Below are 18934 nucleotides of genomic sequence, written 5' to 3'. Positions count from 1 at the left end.
TCACGCTACGTAGTGGTAAGCGGCGGCGACGATTTCACGGTAGGTTTCCACCGTCATTTGCTTGGCATTGCTGCCGTCGGAGAAATTCTTCTTCGACTTTTCGGCGATGCTCAGGAAGTCTTCCTCGCGCACGCCTTTCACCTCGGCGAAGCGGGGGATGCCCAGGTCCTTGCTCATCTGGAACAGGTAGCCAACGGCGGCCTCGGCGGCCTCGGCCGGCGAGAGGTTGGGGTCGATACCCAGTGCATAGGCGACCTGCGCGTGGCGGGTGATGTCGGCGTCGCGGTTATGGCCGAACACGAAGGGCAGGAAGATCGCGTTGCCCACGCCGTGTGGCGTGTCGTACATGCCACCGATGGCTTCGGAAATGCAGTGCACGCTGCCGACGTCCGCGTTACCGAAGGCCATGCCGGCGATCAGGCTGGCCACCAGCATTTGCTCGCGTGCATGCAGGTTGCCCGGCTCCAGTACGGCGGGCCTGAGGTATTGGCTGATCAGGCGGATGGCATGCAGCGCCAGCCCGTCGCTGATCGGGTTCGACACGCGGCAGGTGTAGGCTTCGATGGCGTGGGTGAGAGCATCCATGCCGGTTGCGGCGGCAATCGATGCAGGCAGCGTGTCGAGAATGCGGGAGTCGAGCAATGCCAGAACGGGGCCCACCCGGTAATCCTGGACGCTCATCTTGAAATGCCGGGCGGTATCGGTGATCACCGAGAAACAGGTCACTTCGCTGCCGGTTCCGGCGGTGGTCGGGATGGCGACGATAGGTGGGATGGCGTGCCTGAGGGTGAAAGAGCCCTCGTAGTCTTCGATCCGACCCTCGTGGGTCAGCAGCAGGCTGATCGCCTTGGCCGCGTCCATCGCGCTGCCGCCGCCGATGGCCAGCAGGCCTTGGATACCTTTGCCGCGATACAGCTGCGCCGCCTGGTTGATGTCTTCGCTGCGAGGGTTTGCCTTGACGTCCGATATCTCGTCGAACGCGATCTCCCACTCATTCAGGCTGGCATACACGCCATTCAACAGGCCTGCGGCCTTTACCCCGGCGTCCGTCACGATCAGCACATGCGCCATGCCGAGTTCCCGCAGGTATTCGCCGGTGCGCTCACGCAGGCCGGGTCCCATCACGACTTTGGCGGGGAGTAAGAACTTGAATTCCATACGTACCTCTTGCTCGATTTTTGTCGTTGTTGAACGGCAGTGGAGGAATTCACGCGCAGGGCGAACCAACGGCTCCGGCGTGTGATGCATGGCTCTGCGGTCGAGAATCAACCGGGAACCTTTTTGTCTTATGTGGGCCTGGATAAGCACGAACTTCGAAAAGCCCCATGCAAGTCCCGAGGTGTAAAAAGAGGGGCGGCACCCACCCGCCCCTGAAGGGATGTTCCGTACTAATGCATTTGGCCTGCGAGCAGGGAAAGCAGCGTTCCTGTCAGGCAGGCGGGGAAGTCATGCCCCATTCCCGGCAACAGCACCAAGCGTGCCCTGGGAATGGCCGCCGCCGTGGCGAAGCCTCCGCTGGTGGCGACCATGAGGTCTTTCTCAGCATGGATGACCAGCGTGTTGCAGCGAATTCGCTGGAGTTCCTGCGTTCGGTCGCCCGAGTTGATGATGGCGCCGATCTGCCTCGCCATCCCGAGGTTGCTCGCTTCCCCGCCGCCTCGTTCCCAGGCTTGCATGGCGTAGTCGCGATGGGCCTGCTCGTCCCATTCCAGCGTCGTACCGACGGAACGCATGATCTCCACATAGTCGCGAACGCTCTCCTGCTGGTTCCGGGGAGGGCGCCGGAGAAGCTGCAAGATGGTCTTGAACGCTGGCTGGCCTACTCGCAGCGATCCTGTCGTCGAGAAGATGGACGCCAGGCTCATGACTCGCTGCGGATAACGAGCGGCAAGTGTCTGGGCGATCATGCCGCCCATCGACATCCCTACGACGTGCGCCGCACCCAGGCGCAGGCCATCCATGAGGCCGATCACATCGTCGGCCATGTCGCCCAGGTCATACCCCGCAGTCGGTTTACGGAAGAACTGTTGCAGGGTCGTGGGCGGGGTAACCTCGGTGAAGAAAGACCTGCCCGAGTCACGGTTGTCCAGCGTGATCACGCGCAGGCCCCGCTCGACCAGACCGGCGATGAGCGCTTCAGGCCAATAGATCAATTGCAGCCCCAGGCCGACGATGAGGATGACCGCAGGCGCGGTTTCCGGACCGTGGCTGCGATAGCAGAGGCTACGCTTGCCCGGTAGCTCGCAGAACCGATCCGCAGTCATCGCCCGCCGCCCTGAGTCTGAAGCGCCACGCTTCTGTGCAGGTAGGCGTCAGGCACCGTGCTGAACCGGAGGCATTCGTCGGCGACCTTCCCTCGGCGCAAAAGCTTGATGTCACGGAAGTAATCCATCGACATCACCCAGGGCTCGCGAGGCCCCTGGCGCGGCATGCTATCCAATGCCCGCTGGACATATCCGGCCCCGAAATCCAGCAGGGGACGGGTTTCGACACCATCCGGCGCCTTCGGCTCGCAGACGTTATGGCCCTGGCTGTCCATGAAGCCCAGCAAGCGACAGAAGTGGTCGCACAGCAGGCACACTTTCAGCGTCCAGGATGAGTTGGTATAGCCCACCGCAAAGGCAAAGTTGGGTACGCCGGAAAGCATCGTGCCCTTGTACGCCAGCGTCTGGCTCAACACTACCGGCTCGCCATCCTTGTGCAGGGCGATACCGCCGAACAACTGCACGTTCAGACCGGTGGCCGTGATGATGATATCGGCCTTCAGTTCCGTGCCGGACTTGAGCAAGACACCGGACTCGGTAAAGCGCTCGATATGGTCGGTAACGACCGAGGCTTTACCTGCACTGATGGCCTTGAAAAGATCGCCTTCGGGAACCGAGCACAAGCGTTGGTCCCAGGGCTTGTAGGGCGGGTTGAAATGAACGTCGACCGGATAGCCCTTCGGTAATTCTCTACGGGTCAGCCATATGAGCAGCTTGCGGGCGAGCCCGGGGAAGCGCTGGCAGAATCGCCAGAAGACCAGGGTGATCTTGGCATTCTTGTAGCGCGTCAGTGAGTAGGCGGTTTGCGCCGGCAGAATCTTGCGAAGAAAAGCGGCAACGGAATCGTTGGCGGGCTGGTTGACGATATAGGAGGGCGTCCGCTGCAACATGGTGATGCTGGCGACCTCGTCGGCCATGGCGGGAATCAGGGTCACCGCCGTTGCGCCGCTGCCAATGACCACCACATGCTTGCCCCGATAGTCCAAGCGCTCGGGCCAGTGTTGCGGGTGGATGATTTGTCCCTTGAACTGCTCCGCGCCCTCGAAGCGTGGGCTGAAGCCTTGGTCATAACGGTAGTAACCGCCTGCGCTGAACAGCCAGCGGCATTCGATGGTGCGGGTTTCTGCCGTGTGGCCGTCCTCGACGCATACTGCCCACAGCCCTTTGTCGCTCTGCCAATTCGCCGAGACCACTTTCTGCCGGTACTGGATGAAGGGGTCCAACTGGTATTCAGCGACGGCTTCTCGCAGGTATTCGAGAATGTCGGCGGCATCCGCCAGAGATTTCGCCTTGGTCCAAGGCTTGAAGTCGAAGCCGAAGGTGTACAGGTCGGAGTCGGAACGTATGCCGGGATAGCGGAACAGGTCCCAGGTGCCGCCCATTCGCTCCCGGGACTCGAGAATCGCAAACACCTTGTTCGGTTGGTGACGTCGAAGGTAAGCCGCAGCGCCGATGCCAGACACACCGGCTCCTATGATCAGAACATCGAGCGGCTCAATTGGAAGAGCAGTGTGAGAGGACATGTCGCCTCCTATTGTTGTGTTATAGAGACTTGATCTTTTGACTTGATCGTTTGACCAGAATAGACGCGAGCGAGTTGCTGGTACAAGGTGCGAAATGCACCAGGTTTCCATCGGTTTGGGTTTATTTGCACCTAGGCGCCACACCAGGCCATGGCGGAAGGCCTGATCCATGGACGAGAAGCGCACAGTCAGCTTGCAGGATTACGAGGAGGAGACCGGGCGAGGTGGCCGCCCAGGATTCCGCTGGAGGCGGGGAGAGGAGAGCTAGAAGAGGCGTCGCACCTGCACTGGCAAGAGGCCCAAAGAGCAGGGGCACGGCGAACCGTGTCACCATGCCCCTCTCTAGAGATGCGCCTTCGAAAAGATCAGAAGCTGGCCACCAACAGCTTCACAGCCTGGCAGGCGGCTTCGGTCTCGGCATTCAGCCGTTCCTGGTCACCATGGGCGGACCAGGCGAGAAGCAAGCCATCGAACAGGTTGATGAGCAAGCGACTGACAGTGCCCAGCGCTTCCTGGTCCAACACCGAGCCAGCGACCTGTTCGATGGCCTGCTTCGTCGCTTCGATGGAGTCGGTGTAGATCTTGCTCGCCATCGCGGGGTTGTTACGCAGATTCCAGAAAAACAGCTCGAACTGCGTAGTCGCCAGTTGCGGATGCGTGGTGAACCACCCGACCAACTGGCGCAATATCTCTGCTACCGAGTCTGCCGCCGTGGCTCCCGCCGTAACGTGCAGCAAGGACTGCTGTGGCGTGTCTATCAGGGATTCATAGACCGCGTCGAACAATTCGTCCTTGGTGTGGAAGACATAGTGCAGGGAGGCCAATGGAGAATTCGCCGCGGCCGCGATGCGACGGGTAGTGGCATTCGCCACACCATATTCCGCGATCACCTTCACGGCGGCCTCAATAAAGTCTTGCCTGCGCACTTCGGCGCCCACTCGAGCCATTCAGCTTCTCCTTCTTCGGTGTTGCCGCCAGGCGACTGGTCCGCTGTCGACCGGGACGAATGCTAACGCATGGCCGTTCTCCAATCCATGAGTCGACACGCCTGAAGACCAAGGCAGCGCCCCTTTGTCTCTCCAGATGTTTCGCTCCGACCGCAGGCGATGCGTAGCCGAAGCGGAACAGGATCGAGCCTGGGCAATCCGCTATCGCCAGCGCGAACCCGCGTAGAGCCGCATCTTGATTCGGCAGGCCTTTCCTGAGCGCCGAGATGCCACGCAGAATTATTAATCGTTTGACTTGATCACATGATCATGTCGTATGATCAAACCTCCTTTCCGCGCCAGGCGCAAGGAGAGGGCGGTCTGACCGCATGAGAGTGAACGCTCATGGGCTGAGGCTGATTGCGGAGGCCCTGCAGAACAATGACAACACCACACAGGTAGGCATCAGATGAGTACGCGAAGATTGACGACAGTCAGCTGCGACACCCCGATCGAGCAGGTAGTGGAAATCATCAGGCGTGATGGCGCTGTCGCTATTTGCAACTTCGTCTCGGAAGAAACCTTGAAGTCTCTTACCGAGGACCTGGACAGCTATCTGGGCGTTACCCCCTGCGGCATGGACCCTTACTTCGCCGGCACCCAGACTCGACGTACCGCGCGGATCCTGGCGAAAAGCGACTCCGCCGTGGAAGTGGCACTGAACCCCCTGTTCCTCGAGACGGCAAAGCAGGTATTGCAGACTCCCACCCATGTCTGGGTAGGGAACGATCGGGTCGAGATCACGCCCGATATCCAACTGAGCATGACCCAGGCCATACAGATCGGGCCTGGACAAGGTCTTCAACCCCTGCATCGCGACGATGCCACTTCGCTCTGGCGGCATCCGCAGTATGGTCGCGAGGCTCGCTTGCAGCTCATGCTGGCGATTACCGACTTCACCGAAGAGAACGGCGCGACGCGGGTCATTCCTGGCAGTCATCAATGGGATGACGAACGGATGCCCACCCAGGAAGAAACCATCGGCGCAGAAATGAAGGCAGGCACTGCGCTTCTCTGGTTGGGATCGGTATATCACGGCGGTGGCGCCAACAGATCCGACGCTCCTCGCACAGGCCTGACCATGGCCTACGACCTGGCCTTCCTGCGCCTGGAAGAAAACCACTTCCTTTCCATACCCGTCGAGCGCGTTCGGCAACTCCCCGCGCAAATGCAGCGTCTGCTGGGGTGGAGTGCCAGTTCCACGCTACTGGGATGGGTGGAGATCGATGGTCAGATGCGTGACCCGCAAGAGCTGCTGGGCATGCCCTCCTTTTCCGAGGCAGGGAAGGGGTTCTAGCGGCACTGCCATGGATCGGCCCATGAGAGGAACAACGTCCGGCAACCCGGGAGTGATGTGAATGAATGCCTTCAACGGAGCGGCACGCAACAATGCCGAACCCATGAGATTCCGCAGCCTTGGCGGATGGGTGGAGCAGCCAGACGACCTGCAGCCGGCGCTGACAGGCCACGAGCACGCAGACGTAGTCGTGGTCGGCGCCGGGTTCGCCGGCCTGTCAACGGCGCTGGAACTAAGGGCGCGTGGAGCGAACGTCATCGTTCTGGAACAGCAGTTCGCAGGCTTCGGGGCCAGCGGGCGCAATGCCGGGTATCTGCTCGGCAGCATGGGCATAGAATGCGAGGTTTTCGTCAAGCGAGTGGGGCTTGAGCAGGCACGTAAGTTCGTCGGTTTCTATGACGAGGCCGTCACTTATGTGGAAGAGCGTTTGGCTGCGCTGGACATCGATTGCGATTACACGCCCTCGGGAATCATCCGGGCCGCCGTCCATCCCAGCCAGGAAAAGCGACTGCGAGCGAACATGGAGCTTGGCCACGCGCTGGGCTCTGTCACTCGCTTCGTGGATAGCGCCGAGATGCGCGCGCGAGGCATACCGCCCGCATTCCTGTTTGGCAGCGAGCAGCGTGGCGGCACCTTGAATCCGGGAAAGTATGTCAACGGCCTGCGTCGTGCGGCAATCAAGGCTGGCGTGAAATTGTACGAACGCACGCCGGTGCTTTCCTACTGTGAAGGACAGGTGATTACCTGCAATACGGCCCAGGGTATCGCCACCGCCCCTGTAATGGTTCTGGCGACCAACGCCTACACGCCTCAGCTGGGAGTGCTACGCAACAAGGTTGCACCGATCCGGGTTTCGGCAATCGAAACCCAGCCGCTATCGGCGGAGCAACTGGCGTCCCTGGGTTGGCAAGAGCGTGAAGGCCTCATTACGCCGCACTACACCATGGAAAGTCATCGCCTGACGGCCCATGACACCCTGCTGCTGACCGTGAAGCAATTGGGTTATGCCTACGGCTCGAAGACACCCAATGTTCCGGACCACGCCGCCTACGCCGCGTTGTCGAGAGTGTTGCGCGAACGTTTTCCTTCCTTGCAGGGCCTTGCCATTCGGCATTGCTGGAGCGGGTATATCAGCGGGGCCTACGACTTCCTCCCCGTGGTCGGGGTGACAGGGGCCAAGCAGAACATCTTCTATACGGCGGGATGTTCAGGGCATGGCCTTGCCACTCAATCGCTCATGGGCGCGCTTTTCGCCGAGCGAATCGGCGGTGGAGAGCCTCCGCTGCTAGCGGCGCTGGAACACAAGACGCCATCCATGCTACCCGAGCCACTTCAATGGTGCGCCATAAAGTCGGCCTTTGCGGCCGCCAGGCTACTGGATGCATGGACCGACAAGAAAGTGCGCAAAGACAAAGCCTTGAACGGCTGATAACGATGCGGGGAGTTAATGGGGATATGCCCGTGCTCCCTTGCACCGATTAGACACAAGGCATCGATACAACTCTATCTGAAGGGGCAGTTAACGTGGAACCGAGAGACTTGTTCGCTCTGCTCTCATGTATTCTCCTGGTGATTTCCGGATTGTTTTATGGCGCTGCATTCATCAGGCGGAAAAACTATTTGCTTGGTCTGGAGTTCTTGATCGTAGGTATCTCGGCATCGAACTTCACTACATTCATAGCCACCGGCTGGCAAGCCAACTACAACATCGCGATCTTTCTCGACGCCTTTTCGCGAGGGGTGGGAGTGCCAGTTATCGCTACGCTCGGGCTAATGGCAGTTACCCACGATTACAAACCGTCGCCCACCAAGGATATCCTCATTTTTGTAGCTGGCTTTGCCGCTACCGGCGTCTATTTCCTGTCTGGAATCATCGAGGGATTCCTCCCTTATTTCTATGTATTCATGTGGTCAGCCTATACCTTGTATCTTTGCTACTTCACCTTGCAACTGGCCCGTGCAGGCGAAGCCCTCCATACTCTGGCCACCATCGTTGGCGGGCTGGCGGGCCTGGTAGTAGCGCTCAGGTATGACTTCTTCCCGATTCCGGGAGACGACACGAAGATGGTCTTCATGACCATGGCCTTCCTGGCTTGGTCCTATTCCATGGTGCAGTTGTACTATGCCTATGGTGCGCTGGAGCGTTCGAACAAGGTATACGGCCAAGCGTTTCCTCGTCCACGCTAAACAATACGGCGCGACAAGTTTTTCTTTCTGACCCGATAACCTGGCAGAACTGTTCTGCTGTAACTCCATGGCAGGCCCTGGCCCTGCCTTTTACCGCCCTTCGGGGCGGTTTTTTTTTGCAGGCATTACATCCGCTATAGTCCCGCTCCGCCGCGGAGCGTGCATTGTCGGATAAAGTTGCTCGATTCATGACCGGTCATATCCGATCGCTCCCTCTGACTCGAGGCGAAACGACAATTGAAAATGCCCGAGCCGATATCTACGAAAGTTCCCCTCAAGCTCTCTTGTGCCCTGTTACCAAGCATCTCCAGGTAACACATGTTTCTTTACTTCCCAAGGTGGTGCACAGGGCACTGGGCCTGGAACAGAACTTTTTCCATAACCGCCTGATTTATAACAATTAAAAAAACATGAAAGAGAACTGGCATATGGTTTGCCTCATGATCGCCCGACATGGTCAATTGATCAGGTCAAATGATCATTATCGACAGGAGCCGACTTCTTCCCCTTGGGAGGTCGAGCAACCGGTCCATGCCCTGTGTGAGGAGCCATCCAATGAAAGATGTAACTGAACGGCTGGAAGGTGAAGCGCCCACCCGTCGTGTTTTCCAGCAGCAGTTGTTCATGACCCTCGCGTTATCGACCGTGTTCTGTTCGGTCCAGGCTGCGCCCCAGGTCCCCGAGGCGCTGGGGTCGAAACTGACCCCCTTGGGCGGGGAGATCGCAGCGAGTGCAAGCGGGGATATTCCTGCCTGGACGCAGCCTGGACAGCAGGACGAGGGATGGAGCTACGGCCAGGTGCGAGGAGAGCACTGGAAGTTCAAGGGCGACAAGCCGCTCTACAGCATCGACGCGAACAATCTCGCGCAACACTCGAGCAAGCTGTCCCCCGGACAGGTCGAGCTGTTCAAGAGGATTCCCGGCTATCGCATGGATGTGTATCCGACCCGTCGGACCTGTAGCGCTCCGGACTTCGTGGTCGAGAACACCCGGCAGAACGTTGGTTTCGCCAAGCTCGATGCTGCCGGCCTCGCTCTGGACGAGGCTCACGTTCCGGGCATCCCGTTCCCCATGCCGAGTAGCGGTGCCGAGGTGATGTGGAACATGAAGATGCGCTACCGCGGCGTTGGCGTCGAAATTCCCCGGACCATTTCCGGAATTTCTCCACGCAAAGGGGGGGAATGGTTACGTCAGTCGACAGATACCTTCTTCTTCACGCCCTGGGGGAAAAAGGGGAGTGCGCTCTTCTCGTCAGTTGGCCGCCTGGAGAATGCGACCTTCTTCAACTACCTCGAGCCGGCTGCTCTGGCCGGCCAGTCCGCGGTACAGACTGCCGTGGCCGGCGAACAGGCCACGACCTTCTACTACTTCCCCGGCCAGCGCCGCGTGCGGCGAATGCCGTCGTACTCCTACGATGCGCCACAGATCGGCCTGGATAACCAGTACACCGTCGACGAGGCGAACGTCTTCTTCGGCACCATGGACCGTTTCGACTGGAAGCTGATCGGCAAACAGGAGTTGCTGGTGCCTTACAACGATTTCGGTGCCTACGACACTGGCGCCAAGGTGGAGACGTTTGCCGGCAACGACTCGATCGCGCCGCAGTCGCGTCGCTATGAGCTGCATCGGGTCTGGGTCGTCGAGGCCAATGTCCGTCAAGGCATGCGCCATCAGGCGCCGAAGCGCATGTTCTACATCGACGAGGACAGCTGGAACCCGTTGCTGGCGGTGGACTACGACAAGCAAGGGCAGATCTGGAAAGTGCGCGAAGGGTTCTCGATTCCCGTGTACGAGACAGGCGCCTGCGACGTCCAGGCCCAGGTCCAGTACAACCTGGCGGATGGCCGCTACCTCTTCGACATGACCTCGATCGGTGCGGGCAAGAACGATATTCGCTGGCTCACCGAAGACAACGGCTCCCCCCGCCTGAAGCGTGACTTCTTCACCTCCGACAATCTGCGAGCCATCAGCGAGCGCTAACCGACGTCAGATCGAGAGCCAGCATGAAAAAAATAATTACGAAAGCCTCAGGCCTTGTCATCGCGTGCACAACCCCACTGGCAATGGGATTCACGTTCGAAACCGAAACCCTCAATGGCTCCTTCGACTCCACGATCACCGCAGGCATGGGCCTGCGTACCGAGTCACGGGGCTGCAACCTGATCAACCAGGGACCGACCGGGCACAACGCGCCCTCCGGCTGCCTGGCGCAGAGCTCCGGCGTGGCCGACCAGGGCGACCTGAACTACGACCGCGGCGACATGTTCACCAACTACCTCAAGGGCACCCATGAGCTGTTGCTGAAGATGCCCGAGGACATCACCTTCATGGCGCGCGGTACCTGGATCCGCGACTTCGCTGCCACCGATACCACCGGCACGCTGTCGTTCAACACCCCGGAGAGCGTCGGCAGCAACGGGCTGAGCGACGACGCCCGCGACGATCTCGCGTTCAAGGCCCGCCTGCTGGACCTGTGGGTGAGCAAAGGCTTCGACGTGGGCGGGCAGCGGGTCCGCGCACGCCTGGGCAACCAGGTGATCAACTGGGGCGAAAGCCTGTTCGTGGCCGGTGGCATCAACAATACCAACGCCTACGATTACCAGGCCTTGGCGCGCCCCGGCGTGCAGCTCAAGGAGGCCGTGCTGCCGGCGCCAATGCTCAGTGTCGCGTCGGGCCTGGGCTCGGGTGTCAACGTCGAGGCCTACTATCAATTCCGCTGGAACAAGAGCGAATTGCCGCCGGTGGGCAGCTACTGGTCCACCACCAACGCGCTGGGTGAGGGCAGGGGGGACTACGGATTCTCCGAAAAGGACGCCCGCGACAGCGGCCAGTGGGGCCTTTCGCTGCGCTGGCAGCCGGAGGACAGCGACGTCGCCTATGGCTTCTACGTAATGCGTTATCACGACAAGTTGCCATCGTTGCGTGTCGCCATTCTCGACCCGAACACCTTCGCGGCGGCACCGACCTGGGAGTACCAGGAAGACCGGATGATGTACGGCATCAGTGCCAACATGCCGATCGGTGACTGGGCCGTCGGTACGGAGCTGTCGTACCGGCCGAAGGACTCGGTCATGCTCAACCCGGTCATCGACCTGTGTACTGGCAACGGCGGCAAATGCTGGAAGGACGAGAAGAAATTCCAGTGGCACCTGACCGGCCTGTACAGCTTCACGCCGTCCAATTCCCCGACGCTTCTGGATTTCAGCGGGGCCAGCACGGGCAGCTTGCTGACCGAACTGGTGGTCATCAAGTACCCGGGGCTGCATGACGAGGTCAATGGCGAACCGCTCGCCGCGGGACTCAATGCCTGGCAGCTGGATCCTGTCAGAGCGCCGAAGTCCCGTGGCGACAAGACCTCTTCAGGGATCAACCTGGACTTCAGCCTGACCTATGACGGCACCTTGTTGCCGGGCTGGCAGGTCACGCCGGGCGTCTTCTATGCACGGTCGCTGGGAGGACGGACACCGAACCTCAGCGCAACCTTCACCGAGGACGCGAGCAGCATGAACCTGTACCTGAACTTCGTGCGGAACCCGGCCAGTTGGCAGATTTCCCTCAACTACGCGAAGTTCATGGGCGGTGAGACGCCCTACGACCAGCTTTATCGTGACCGCGATTATGTCGGCATCGCGATCTCCCGCGCCTTGTGAGGCTTGCCGTGAACGGTTCTGTAAAGCTACCTGAGGCCCCGACACGTGGCCTGTTGTCATATGTCGAAGGTGTGTTGTTCAGGCATCGCCGGCTGGTGCTGGCGAGCCTGGCGGTATTCACGCTGATCATGGGCTGGTTTGCCGTACAGCTGCGCATGGATGCCGGCTTCGAAAAGCAATTGCCGGTAGGCCACGAATACATCGAGACATTCGAGGCCTACCGCAATGACCTGCTCGGGGCGAACCGACTGACCATCGTGGTCAAGGCCCGAGAGGGCGATATCTGGAGCGCCCCGGGCCTGAAGCGGCTGTATGACGTCACCCAGGCGGTGACCTTCCTCCCGGGAGTATCGCGCAGCAGCGTGCGCTCCCTGTGGACGCCCAACGCCTTCGTCAACGAAATCACCGAGGAAGGTTTTCGTGCTGATCCGCTGGTACCCGGGACGGTTTCTCCCGAGCACCTGGATGACCGGATCATCGCGAAGATCGCCAATTCCACTGCCCAGGGCGGCTTCATCGGTACGCTGGTTTCCCGGGACCAGAGCAGCGCGATGATCACGGTGGAACTCAACGAGTACGATAGCCAGGGCGCCCATCTGGACTACGTGGCCTTCAACCATCGGCTGGAGAAAGAGATCCGCCAGCGCTTCGAAGACGGCGATTTCGAAATCCAGATCATCGGTTTCGCCAAGCAGATCGGCGACATCGCCGACGGAGCTTCAGCCGTGCTGGAGTTCTGTTTGCTGGCGTTGCTGCTGACGGCGGGGGCGGTGTACTGGTATTGCCACTCGCTGCGTTTCACCTTGCTGGCGTTGGTCTGTTCGCTGGCCTCGCTGGTCTGGCAGTTCGGCAGCCTGCGCCTGTTGGGCTACGGGCTCGATCCGCTGGCAGTGCTGGTGCCCTTCCTGGTGTTCGCCATCGGGGTTTCCCATGGCGTGCAGCAAATCAACTTCATCGTGCGCGAGATCGCCATCGGCAAGAGCGCCGAAGAGGCGGCACGCTCGAGCTTCACCGGGTTGCTGGTTCCCGGGACGCTGGCGCTGGTGACCGCGCTGGTTTCCTTCGTGACGCTGCTGTTGATCCCGATCCCGATGGTGCGGGAACTGGCGATCACGGCTTCGCTTGGCGTGGCCTACAAGATCGTCACCAACCTGGTGATGCTGCCGTTGATGGCGTCGTTGCTGCGCGTCGACGACAAGTACGCAGCCGCCCAGGAGGTTTCCCGGCAGCGTCGCAGCCGTTGGCTGCGGGGCCTGGCCCGGCTCGCCGAGCCACGCAAGGCGCAGTGGGTGCTCGGCGCGGCCTTGGCGGTGTTCCTGGCGGCGATCTGGCAAAGCCATGACCGCGTCGTCGGCACGCTGCAGGCGGGGGCGCCGGAGTTGCGCGAGGATTCGCGCTTCAATCGCGACGCGGTCTCCATCGCCAGCAACTACGACATTGGCCTGGACTGGCTCAGCGTGGTGTTCGAAGTCGACAAGGCTCCTTCCGAGGTGGCCTGCGAGGATGTTGCCCTGGGCCAGTACCAGGATCGTTTCGTGTGGGCCATGCAGGGGGTGCCCGGCGTCCTCTCGGTCGCGTCCTTTTCCACCACCATGCGTCAGTTCAACGAGGGCTACAACGAAGGCAACCCGAAGATGGCGGCGGTGCCCATCGACCCGATGAACTACGCCGCGCTGGCCACCGAGGTTGCGCGAACCCCTGGGCTGATGCGCACCGATTGCAGCATGTCGGCCGTGCACCTGTACCTGGCCGATCACAAGGCCACGACCATCAACCGAGTGGTGGACGCCGCCAAGGCGTTCCGCAGCGAGTATCCGATGTCAGGCATTTCGATCCGCCTCGCCTCCGGCAACGCCGGCGTCCTGGCAGCGATCAACGAAGAGGTGGAGAAGAGCGAGACCCCCATGCTGCTTTACGTCTATGCCGCCATCGCCTTGCTGGTGTTCGTGGTCTATCGCGACTTGCGGGCGGTCCTGGTGTGTTGCCTGCCGCTGACCATCGGCACCTTCATTGGCTACTGGTTCATGAAGGAGCTGCAGATCGGCCTGACCATCGCCACCTTGCCGGTGATGGTGCTGGCAGTGGGCATTGGCGTCGATTACGCCTTCTACATCTACAACCGCCTGCAACTGCACCTGGCCCATGGCCAGACGATCACCAAGGCGGTGGAGTACGCGCTGCTCGAGGTGGGCGTCGCCACCATTTTCACCGCCATCACCCTGGCCGTTGGCGTGGCCACCTGGGCCTTCTCGGAGCTCAAGTTCCAGGCCGACATGGGCAAGCTGCTGGCCTTCATGTTCATCGTCAACATGGTCATGGCCATGACCGTGCTGCCGGCCTTCGCCGTGTGGCTGGAGCGGGCGTTCCCGCGCAAACGTCCCGTGCGCATGATCGGCGCGCTGGTGCATTGAGGAGAGAAGCATGAAGTTCAGGGTTTCATTCACCGCGGCCTTGCTCGCAGCAGGATTGCCGCTGATGTCTCTCCAGGCCGCGCCGTTGCAGGCCATGCCGGCCGTGCAGGCGGGCAATGCCACGCAGGCCACCATGCTGGCCGCCGGCTGGGCCGGAGAGCGGGTGGTTGCCGTGGGCGACCACGGTGTCGTGTTGTTGTCCGACGACCAGGGCAGGCAGTGGCGCCAGGCACGCTCGGTCCCACTATCCACGCCATTGACGGGTGTGTCCTTCGTGGATGCCAGGCACGGCTGGGCGGTGGGTCACTGGGGGGCGATCCTGTCCACCGCCGACGGCGGGGAATCCTGGCAGGTCCAGCGCCTGTCGAGCGAAGAAGACCGGCCGCTGTTCGCCGTGCACTTTTTCGATGCCCGGCAGGGCGTTGCGGTAGGGCTCTGGTCGTTGGTGCTGACCACCGAAGATGGCGGCAAGACATGGACGGAGCAGCCGTTGCAAGCGCCTCCAGGAGCCAAGCGGGCCGACCTCAACCTGATGGGGCTGTTTGCCGACAACCACGGCAGCCTGTACGCCACGGCCGAGCATGGGCAGGTGCTGCGCTCCGACGACCAGGGGAAGAACTGGCGTTACCTGGATACCGGCTATGAGGGTACCCTGTGGTCTGGCGCGGTGCTGGCCGATGGGCGTCTGCTGCTGGGTGGTCAGCGTGGCACCCTGTTGCAGGGCTCTGCCGATGGCAAGGCTTTTCGCAGAGTGCCAACGCAAGGCAAGGGCTCGGTCACATCCATAGCAGTGGCTGGCGCGCGGGTATTGGCGGTCGGGCTTGACGGACTGAAGGTACGGAGCAGGGATGGTGGAAACAGTTTCCAGGAAGCACCGTCGGCTGACGGCCTTTCGCTGACGGCGGCGCTGTTCAACGCCGACGGCACGCCGCTGCTGTTTTCACGTCGCGGAGTAATGCCCCGCCAGGAATGAAAGTGTTCACCGGCCTCTTTGCTTGTCCGGGGACGCGGTTGGGCCTGGCGCCTTCGGGGCCAGGCCGGCCAGCGTGGAAGACTTCTAGAGCTGGAGATAGTCGGCCAGGTCTGCGTAGTTATGTTGCCACAGGCCTGGGCTGCCATTGGGGTACTGGGAGCGGAAGCCGAGGATCTTCTGAACGCGCGGAGCAAGCGTTCTGACCAGTTCGAGCGGCACGATCAACGGGTAGGCCTCTTCAGGCGTGATGATCGAAGCCTGCATCGGGATGGTCAGCCCGCGACGGTAGAAGTCAGCGGTCACGTTGGCCCCGCCGCCATGAACGACTTTCCCGCCGAACAGCACGGCATCTCCTGCTTTCAACAGGGCAGGGATCGTCATTTCTGGGGTTCCTACATCGTCGAAGTCATCCCAGTCCTGGCTCCCGGGGATCAAGCGCGTGGCACCGTTTTCCTCGGTGAAATCGGTCAGCGCCAGCATCAGGTTGGTGATGGTGCGCGGCGCATGTTTATTCATGGCCACGAACGGTTGGTACTGCGCCATGTCGCGGTGCAGCATTTGCGCTTTGTTGCCTGGGCCGATCTCGATCAACTGGGCCGTGGTCAGCCACCAGTCACCGCACTCCGCGGCGTAGAGCACGTTCCCCAGGTCGTGAAAGAGGTCGTCATCGAGGATCTCCTCGCGAAAGGTCTTGCTGTGGGTGACGAGGTTGGTGAGCCGTTTGGTCTGGCGGCCATGGAACTCGGCGATCAGCTCGTGCTGGTGCTTGGAGCCGGCCTCGAGCGCGGCCAGGGGAGCGTCCAGTTCGTTGTTGATCCGTGCGACTTGTTCGGGGGTCATGAAGTTGCGGATGATCACCGCACCTGCCTGGTCGCTCAGCAGTGCAATCTCTTGCGCTGGAGTCGAGCGGGTTACGACGGGCAGGCTGAAGGTATCGCGAGAGGCTGACATTGAAAGAACTCCGGATTGAAGGAACGGTTGGCGCAGGCGGGTCGCTGTCCGGGCAACGGGCACCGGCGAACAAGCCCGCTTGCCACTGCGCTAAACCCCAAAAAAAGAACATGGAGCGTCACGGCGCCTCCTTGTATTTTTTGTTCAGGCAGTGAGTTCATGCTAGGTTTCCCCCAACCTTGCGCCAAGGTACGAACTGCACCATTTCCTCTGTGATTTTTGAGTGATTTGCACCGCCCATGACCAGTACGCCATCCTCCTGGCCACGCCCATCGGAAGCCGTTCGTGAACTCATGCGCAAAGGCGCCGAGCTCGCTCAGGCGCTGCCGCCGGAGTGGGTCGAGCGCCTCAATCAGGCGCTGTTCTCTTCACCGGAAGATGCCAAGCTGCTGGAGGACCCGGTCATCCTCGCGGCGTGCCGGCGCGCCAACCGCGCAGAGTTGCTGCATTGGGCGAACGCCAATCTGCAGCGCCCCGGAGAACCGGTGCAACCCTACGTCTCGGCCGACATGGTGGACACGGCCAGGGAGCTCGCCCGCAGAGGGCTGTCCGAGCTGCTGATGAATGTCGCGAGGTCGACACAGAACACCGCCTGGGAGCTATGGATGAAGATGGCCTTCAACCTGACGCAGGATCCCAGGGTGCTCGAGGAGTTCCTGGAGGTCTCGTCGCGGTCCATCTCGGAATTCATCGACAGCAACATGCGTGTGGTGACCCAGATCATCCTGGAAGAAAAGAGCGCCCAGGCCCATGACGACCCGATCGACAAACGAAGCCTGGTCAGTCGGCTGCTCGACGGCAGGGATGTGGATACGGAGCAATTCGGCAGGCGGCTGGGCTACAGCCTTTTCCAGAAGCACTACGCCGGCCTGGTCTGGAGCGAAAGCCCGGACGCCGAGATCCGCCTTCTGGAGGATGTGGCGCGTACCCTGGCGCAACTCACGGGCACGGCGGCGCCGTTGATCGTATTCGCCGGCCCCGCGACCCTGTGGGTCTGGAGCCATGCGGCGAAACCGCTGGACCTGAACCTGCTGCAAGGCATCGCACTGCGGTTTTCAGGGATTCGCGCGGCAATCGGCTCGCCGGGCACGGGAGTCAATGGCTTCCGTCGCTCGCATCTGGAGGCCCTGACGACGCAAAGGCTGATGGGCCGCCTGGCGGGCGCACCCGCCGTTGCCACCATCGACCAGGTGAGGATGGTGTCGCTGATGACCCAGGACGACCGCGCGGCCAGGCAGTTCGTCTTGAGCACCCTGGGGCGGCTGGCGACGGAGCCTTCGGTGCTTCAGCGCTCGCTGCACGCCTTCCTGGCCAATGGCTGCAATGTCACCCAGACCGCAGAAGCGCTGGGCACGCATCGCAACACATTGCTGCGCCGGCTGGAGCGTGCCCAGGACCTGTTGCCCGTCCGGCTTGCCGATCATCGCATTCAGATCGCCGCGGCCCTTGAACTGGTGATCTGGAGTACTCCCCTGATCGATGATGATAAATAACCATAAAGACCGAACGCGCTCTTCACAGTAAAAAGGATGCCCCGGTCAGGAAAAGACCGCCAATAAGGAAGAGGGTGATCAGACGAGTGCTGAGCCTGAGAGGAGGCTGATGCTCGACAGTCTTGTCCAGGGCGAAATAAAGCTTTCTGAGTATTTGCCGCTCATCGATATCGTCTGCATCGAATATTGAATCGATCACCGAGTCCGCGCTTGGAAATGGGTTATGCAAGAGCGGAGCGACATCGAATGCACTTTTCTGGAGCGCACGCGCGGAAAGCAGAGCCGAAGTGACCAGGGCCGCAAGCGCTGCGATAGCAAGAACCACCTCCAGGGGAGTAATCATGCTGATACTGGCCGAAGTGCCAAAGCGAAGCATGGTCCCATATAGAGTTATCACGCCGGCGAGGGCACCGAGTGACAACGTGAACATGAGGCGAAGGTAGACCGTCACCAGGTTCCTTGAGGAAGAAACCTGCTCAAGATAGATTTTCACCAGTGCTTCAATGGTCAGTCGGCGCGCTTCGAATACAAGCCGACGCTCGTCGGGGGAGGGGCTAGGTGACATCCGTCGTCCTTCTACTATGGTTGCCTGCTCGTTTCATCTTCGAATAGAAAGATGAGTCCCGCCAGAACACTTTTTGAATATTCAATGCAGGACGGCGCTTGCCGCAGCAGCGCCGTCATCGTCAATGGAACATACCTACAATTTCATCTTCATGTCATGTTCCGGTTTCGACTCAAGACAGCGGACGTCGTCCCAATGCATTCAACGTCGATCTATCCATTCGACTGTTGATTGCCAATCCATTGTCCAGACGGAGTGCCAGAGCAGCCGGCAGGCTGCGAGTACGTGGCACAGGGTGAAAATGGGGCCAATGAGCCGCGGTACAGATGCAGCTTCATGGCTGCGCGATATTCAGCGTGCGGACGGGCATTTGCTCATGTCGGGTCCGTGTCGGGCGATACCGCATTGTTGCAATCGGCTCCGTGCGAAGGAGGTAGCAGAGGTCTTGTGCGGGTGCTGCCAAATCTGTCCGGGATTTAACCTGGGCAGCAAGCCGTCGAGGTGTGGGACTCGACTGAAGGCTTCAAACCAAGCATGGAAGCGGGAACGGAGCGCAAAAGAGCAAGGGTCTAATAAACGATTTACATAATTTAACATAATATACATTATGCGAAGCCAGGGTTATCACCACAGC

At 60.7% G+C, this 18934-nt stretch carries 14 protein-coding genes; 8 read left to right on the top strand and 6 right to left on the bottom strand.

Annotation, left to right across the window (positions count from 1 at the left end; genetic code table 11):
- From HMPREF2924_RS08865 to HMPREF2924_RS08850, 4 genes are all read right to left on the bottom strand, one after another.
- On the bottom strand, window positions 1–1158 hold the full coding sequence (locus tag HMPREF2924_RS08865; protein ID WP_003089170.1) for an iron-containing alcohol dehydrogenase: 1158 nt from the start codon (window positions 1156–1158) through the stop codon (window positions 1–3).
- 230 nt (window positions 1159–1388) lie between these two features.
- Window positions 1389–2264: an alpha/beta fold hydrolase gene (locus HMPREF2924_RS08860; protein WP_003089172.1), complete on the bottom strand. Its 876-nt coding sequence runs from the start codon at window positions 2262–2264 to the stop codon at window positions 1389–1391.
- Window positions 2261–3787 (bottom strand): flavin-containing monooxygenase, encoded by a 1527-nt coding sequence (locus HMPREF2924_RS08855; protein ID WP_016253449.1) that lies wholly within the window; start codon window positions 3785–3787, stop codon window positions 2261–2263. Before HMPREF2924_RS08855 ends, HMPREF2924_RS08860 begins: the two co-directional genes overlap by 4 nt.
- Before the next feature lie 365 nt (window positions 3788–4152).
- Window positions 4153–4734, bottom strand: a complete 582-nt coding sequence (locus HMPREF2924_RS08850) for a TetR/AcrR family transcriptional regulator (RefSeq protein ID WP_003089176.1) — start codon at window positions 4732–4734, stop codon at window positions 4153–4155.
- Window positions 4735–5182: 448 nt separating this feature from the next.
- On the opposite strand from HMPREF2924_RS08850, the gene HMPREF2924_RS08845 reads away from it, so the two are divergent.
- From HMPREF2924_RS08845 to HMPREF2924_RS08815, 7 genes are all read left to right on the top strand, one after another.
- The gene (locus HMPREF2924_RS08845; RefSeq protein ID WP_023089827.1) at window positions 5183–6070 is read left to right on the top strand and encodes a phytanoyl-CoA dioxygenase family protein; all 888 of its coding nucleotides are present in this window, start codon (window positions 5183–5185) and stop codon (window positions 6068–6070) included.
- 61 nt (window positions 6071–6131) lie between these two features.
- The gene (locus tag HMPREF2924_RS08840; protein ID WP_003132027.1) at window positions 6132–7499 is read left to right on the top strand and encodes an NAD(P)/FAD-dependent oxidoreductase; all 1368 of its coding nucleotides are present in this window, start codon (window positions 6132–6134) and stop codon (window positions 7497–7499) included.
- A 110-nt stretch (window positions 7500–7609) separates the two neighbouring features.
- Complete coding sequence (locus HMPREF2924_RS08835; protein WP_003132024.1) at window positions 7610–8257, top strand: hypothetical protein; 648 nt, start codon at window positions 7610–7612, stop codon at window positions 8255–8257.
- Window positions 8258–8812: 555 nt separating this feature from the next.
- Window positions 8813–10237: a DUF1329 domain-containing protein gene (locus HMPREF2924_RS08830; RefSeq protein WP_003132022.1), complete on the top strand. Its 1425-nt coding sequence runs from the start codon at window positions 8813–8815 to the stop codon at window positions 10235–10237.
- Window positions 10238–10260: 23 nt separating this feature from the next.
- The gene (locus HMPREF2924_RS08825; RefSeq protein WP_023094736.1) at window positions 10261–11907 is read left to right on the top strand and encodes a DUF1302 domain-containing protein; all 1647 of its coding nucleotides are present in this window, start codon (window positions 10261–10263) and stop codon (window positions 11905–11907) included.
- A gap of 8 nt (window positions 11908–11915) precedes the next feature.
- Entirely contained in the window at window positions 11916–14318 is a 2403-nt protein-coding gene (locus HMPREF2924_RS08820) for an efflux RND transporter permease subunit (protein WP_023094735.1), read from the top strand.
- Window positions 14319–14328: 10 nt separating this feature from the next.
- The gene (locus HMPREF2924_RS08815; RefSeq protein WP_003124362.1) at window positions 14329–15291 is read left to right on the top strand and encodes a WD40/YVTN/BNR-like repeat-containing protein; all 963 of its coding nucleotides are present in this window, start codon (window positions 14329–14331) and stop codon (window positions 15289–15291) included.
- An 84-nt stretch (window positions 15292–15375) separates the two neighbouring features.
- On the opposite strand, the gene HMPREF2924_RS08810 is transcribed toward HMPREF2924_RS08815, so the two are convergent.
- Window positions 15376–16242, bottom strand: coding sequence for a phytanoyl-CoA dioxygenase family protein (locus HMPREF2924_RS08810; protein WP_003089190.1), 867 nt, complete (start codon window positions 16240–16242; stop codon window positions 15376–15378).
- Window positions 16243–16535: 293 nt separating this feature from the next.
- Here HMPREF2924_RS08810 and HMPREF2924_RS08805 point away from each other — a divergent pair, with 293 nt between their 5' ends.
- Window positions 16536–17735 (top strand): PucR family transcriptional regulator, encoded by a 1200-nt coding sequence (locus HMPREF2924_RS08805; protein WP_003132016.1) that lies wholly within the window; start codon window positions 16536–16538, stop codon window positions 17733–17735.
- 22 nt (window positions 17736–17757) lie between these two features.
- On the opposite strand, the gene HMPREF2924_RS08800 is transcribed toward HMPREF2924_RS08805, so the two are convergent.
- Window positions 17758–18300 carry a hypothetical protein gene (locus tag HMPREF2924_RS08800; protein ID WP_003122765.1) on the bottom strand — a complete coding sequence of 181 codons (543 nt, stop codon included), beginning with the start codon at window positions 18298–18300 and terminating at the stop codon, window positions 17758–17760.
- Between the last annotated feature and the right edge of the window lie 634 nt (window positions 18301–18934).

The organism is Pseudomonas sp. HMSC063H08, from assembly GCF_001813645.1.
Taxonomy (GTDB): domain Bacteria; phylum Pseudomonadota; class Gammaproteobacteria; order Pseudomonadales; family Pseudomonadaceae; genus Pseudomonas; species Pseudomonas aeruginosa.
The sequence above is the reverse complement of the archived record's forward strand: the minus strand, read 5'-3'. Positions and strand labels throughout refer to the sequence as shown.

Excerpts from the sequence above, each read along its gene's own strand:
- HMPREF2924_RS08810 (WP_003089190.1), bottom strand. The coding sequence starts at position 16,242 with ATGTCAGCCTCTCGCGATACCTTCAGCCTGCCCGTCGTAACCCGCTCG.
- HMPREF2924_RS08830 (WP_003132022.1), top strand. The coding sequence starts at position 8,813 with ATGAAAGATGTAACTGAACGGCTGGAAGGTGAAGCGCCCACCCGTCGT.
- HMPREF2924_RS08800 (WP_003122765.1), bottom strand. The coding sequence starts at position 18,300 with ATGTCACCTAGCCCCTCCCCCGACGAGCGTCGGCTTGTATTCGAAGCG.
- HMPREF2924_RS08840 (WP_003132027.1), top strand. The coding sequence starts at position 6,132 with ATGAATGCCTTCAACGGAGCGGCACGCAACAATGCCGAACCCATGAGA.
- HMPREF2924_RS08825 (WP_023094736.1), top strand. The coding sequence starts at position 10,261 with ATGAAAAAAATAATTACGAAAGCCTCAGGCCTTGTCATCGCGTGCACA.
- HMPREF2924_RS08855 (WP_016253449.1), bottom strand. The coding sequence starts at position 3,787 with ATGTCCTCTCACACTGCTCTTCCAATTGAGCCGCTCGATGTTCTGATC.
- HMPREF2924_RS08845 (WP_023089827.1), top strand. The coding sequence starts at position 5,183 with ATGAGTACGCGAAGATTGACGACAGTCAGCTGCGACACCCCGATCGAG.
- HMPREF2924_RS08815 (WP_003124362.1), top strand. The coding sequence starts at position 14,329 with ATGAAGTTCAGGGTTTCATTCACCGCGGCCTTGCTCGCAGCAGGATTG.
- HMPREF2924_RS08865 (WP_003089170.1), bottom strand. The coding sequence starts at position 1,158 with ATGGAATTCAAGTTCTTACTCCCCGCCAAAGTCGTGATGGGACCCGGC.
- HMPREF2924_RS08850 (WP_003089176.1), bottom strand. The coding sequence starts at position 4,734 with ATGGCTCGAGTGGGCGCCGAAGTGCGCAGGCAAGACTTTATTGAGGCC.
- HMPREF2924_RS08860 (WP_003089172.1), bottom strand. The coding sequence starts at position 2,264 with ATGACTGCGGATCGGTTCTGCGAGCTACCGGGCAAGCGTAGCCTCTGC.
- HMPREF2924_RS08805 (WP_003132016.1), top strand. The coding sequence starts at position 16,536 with ATGCGCAAAGGCGCCGAGCTCGCTCAGGCGCTGCCGCCGGAGTGGGTC.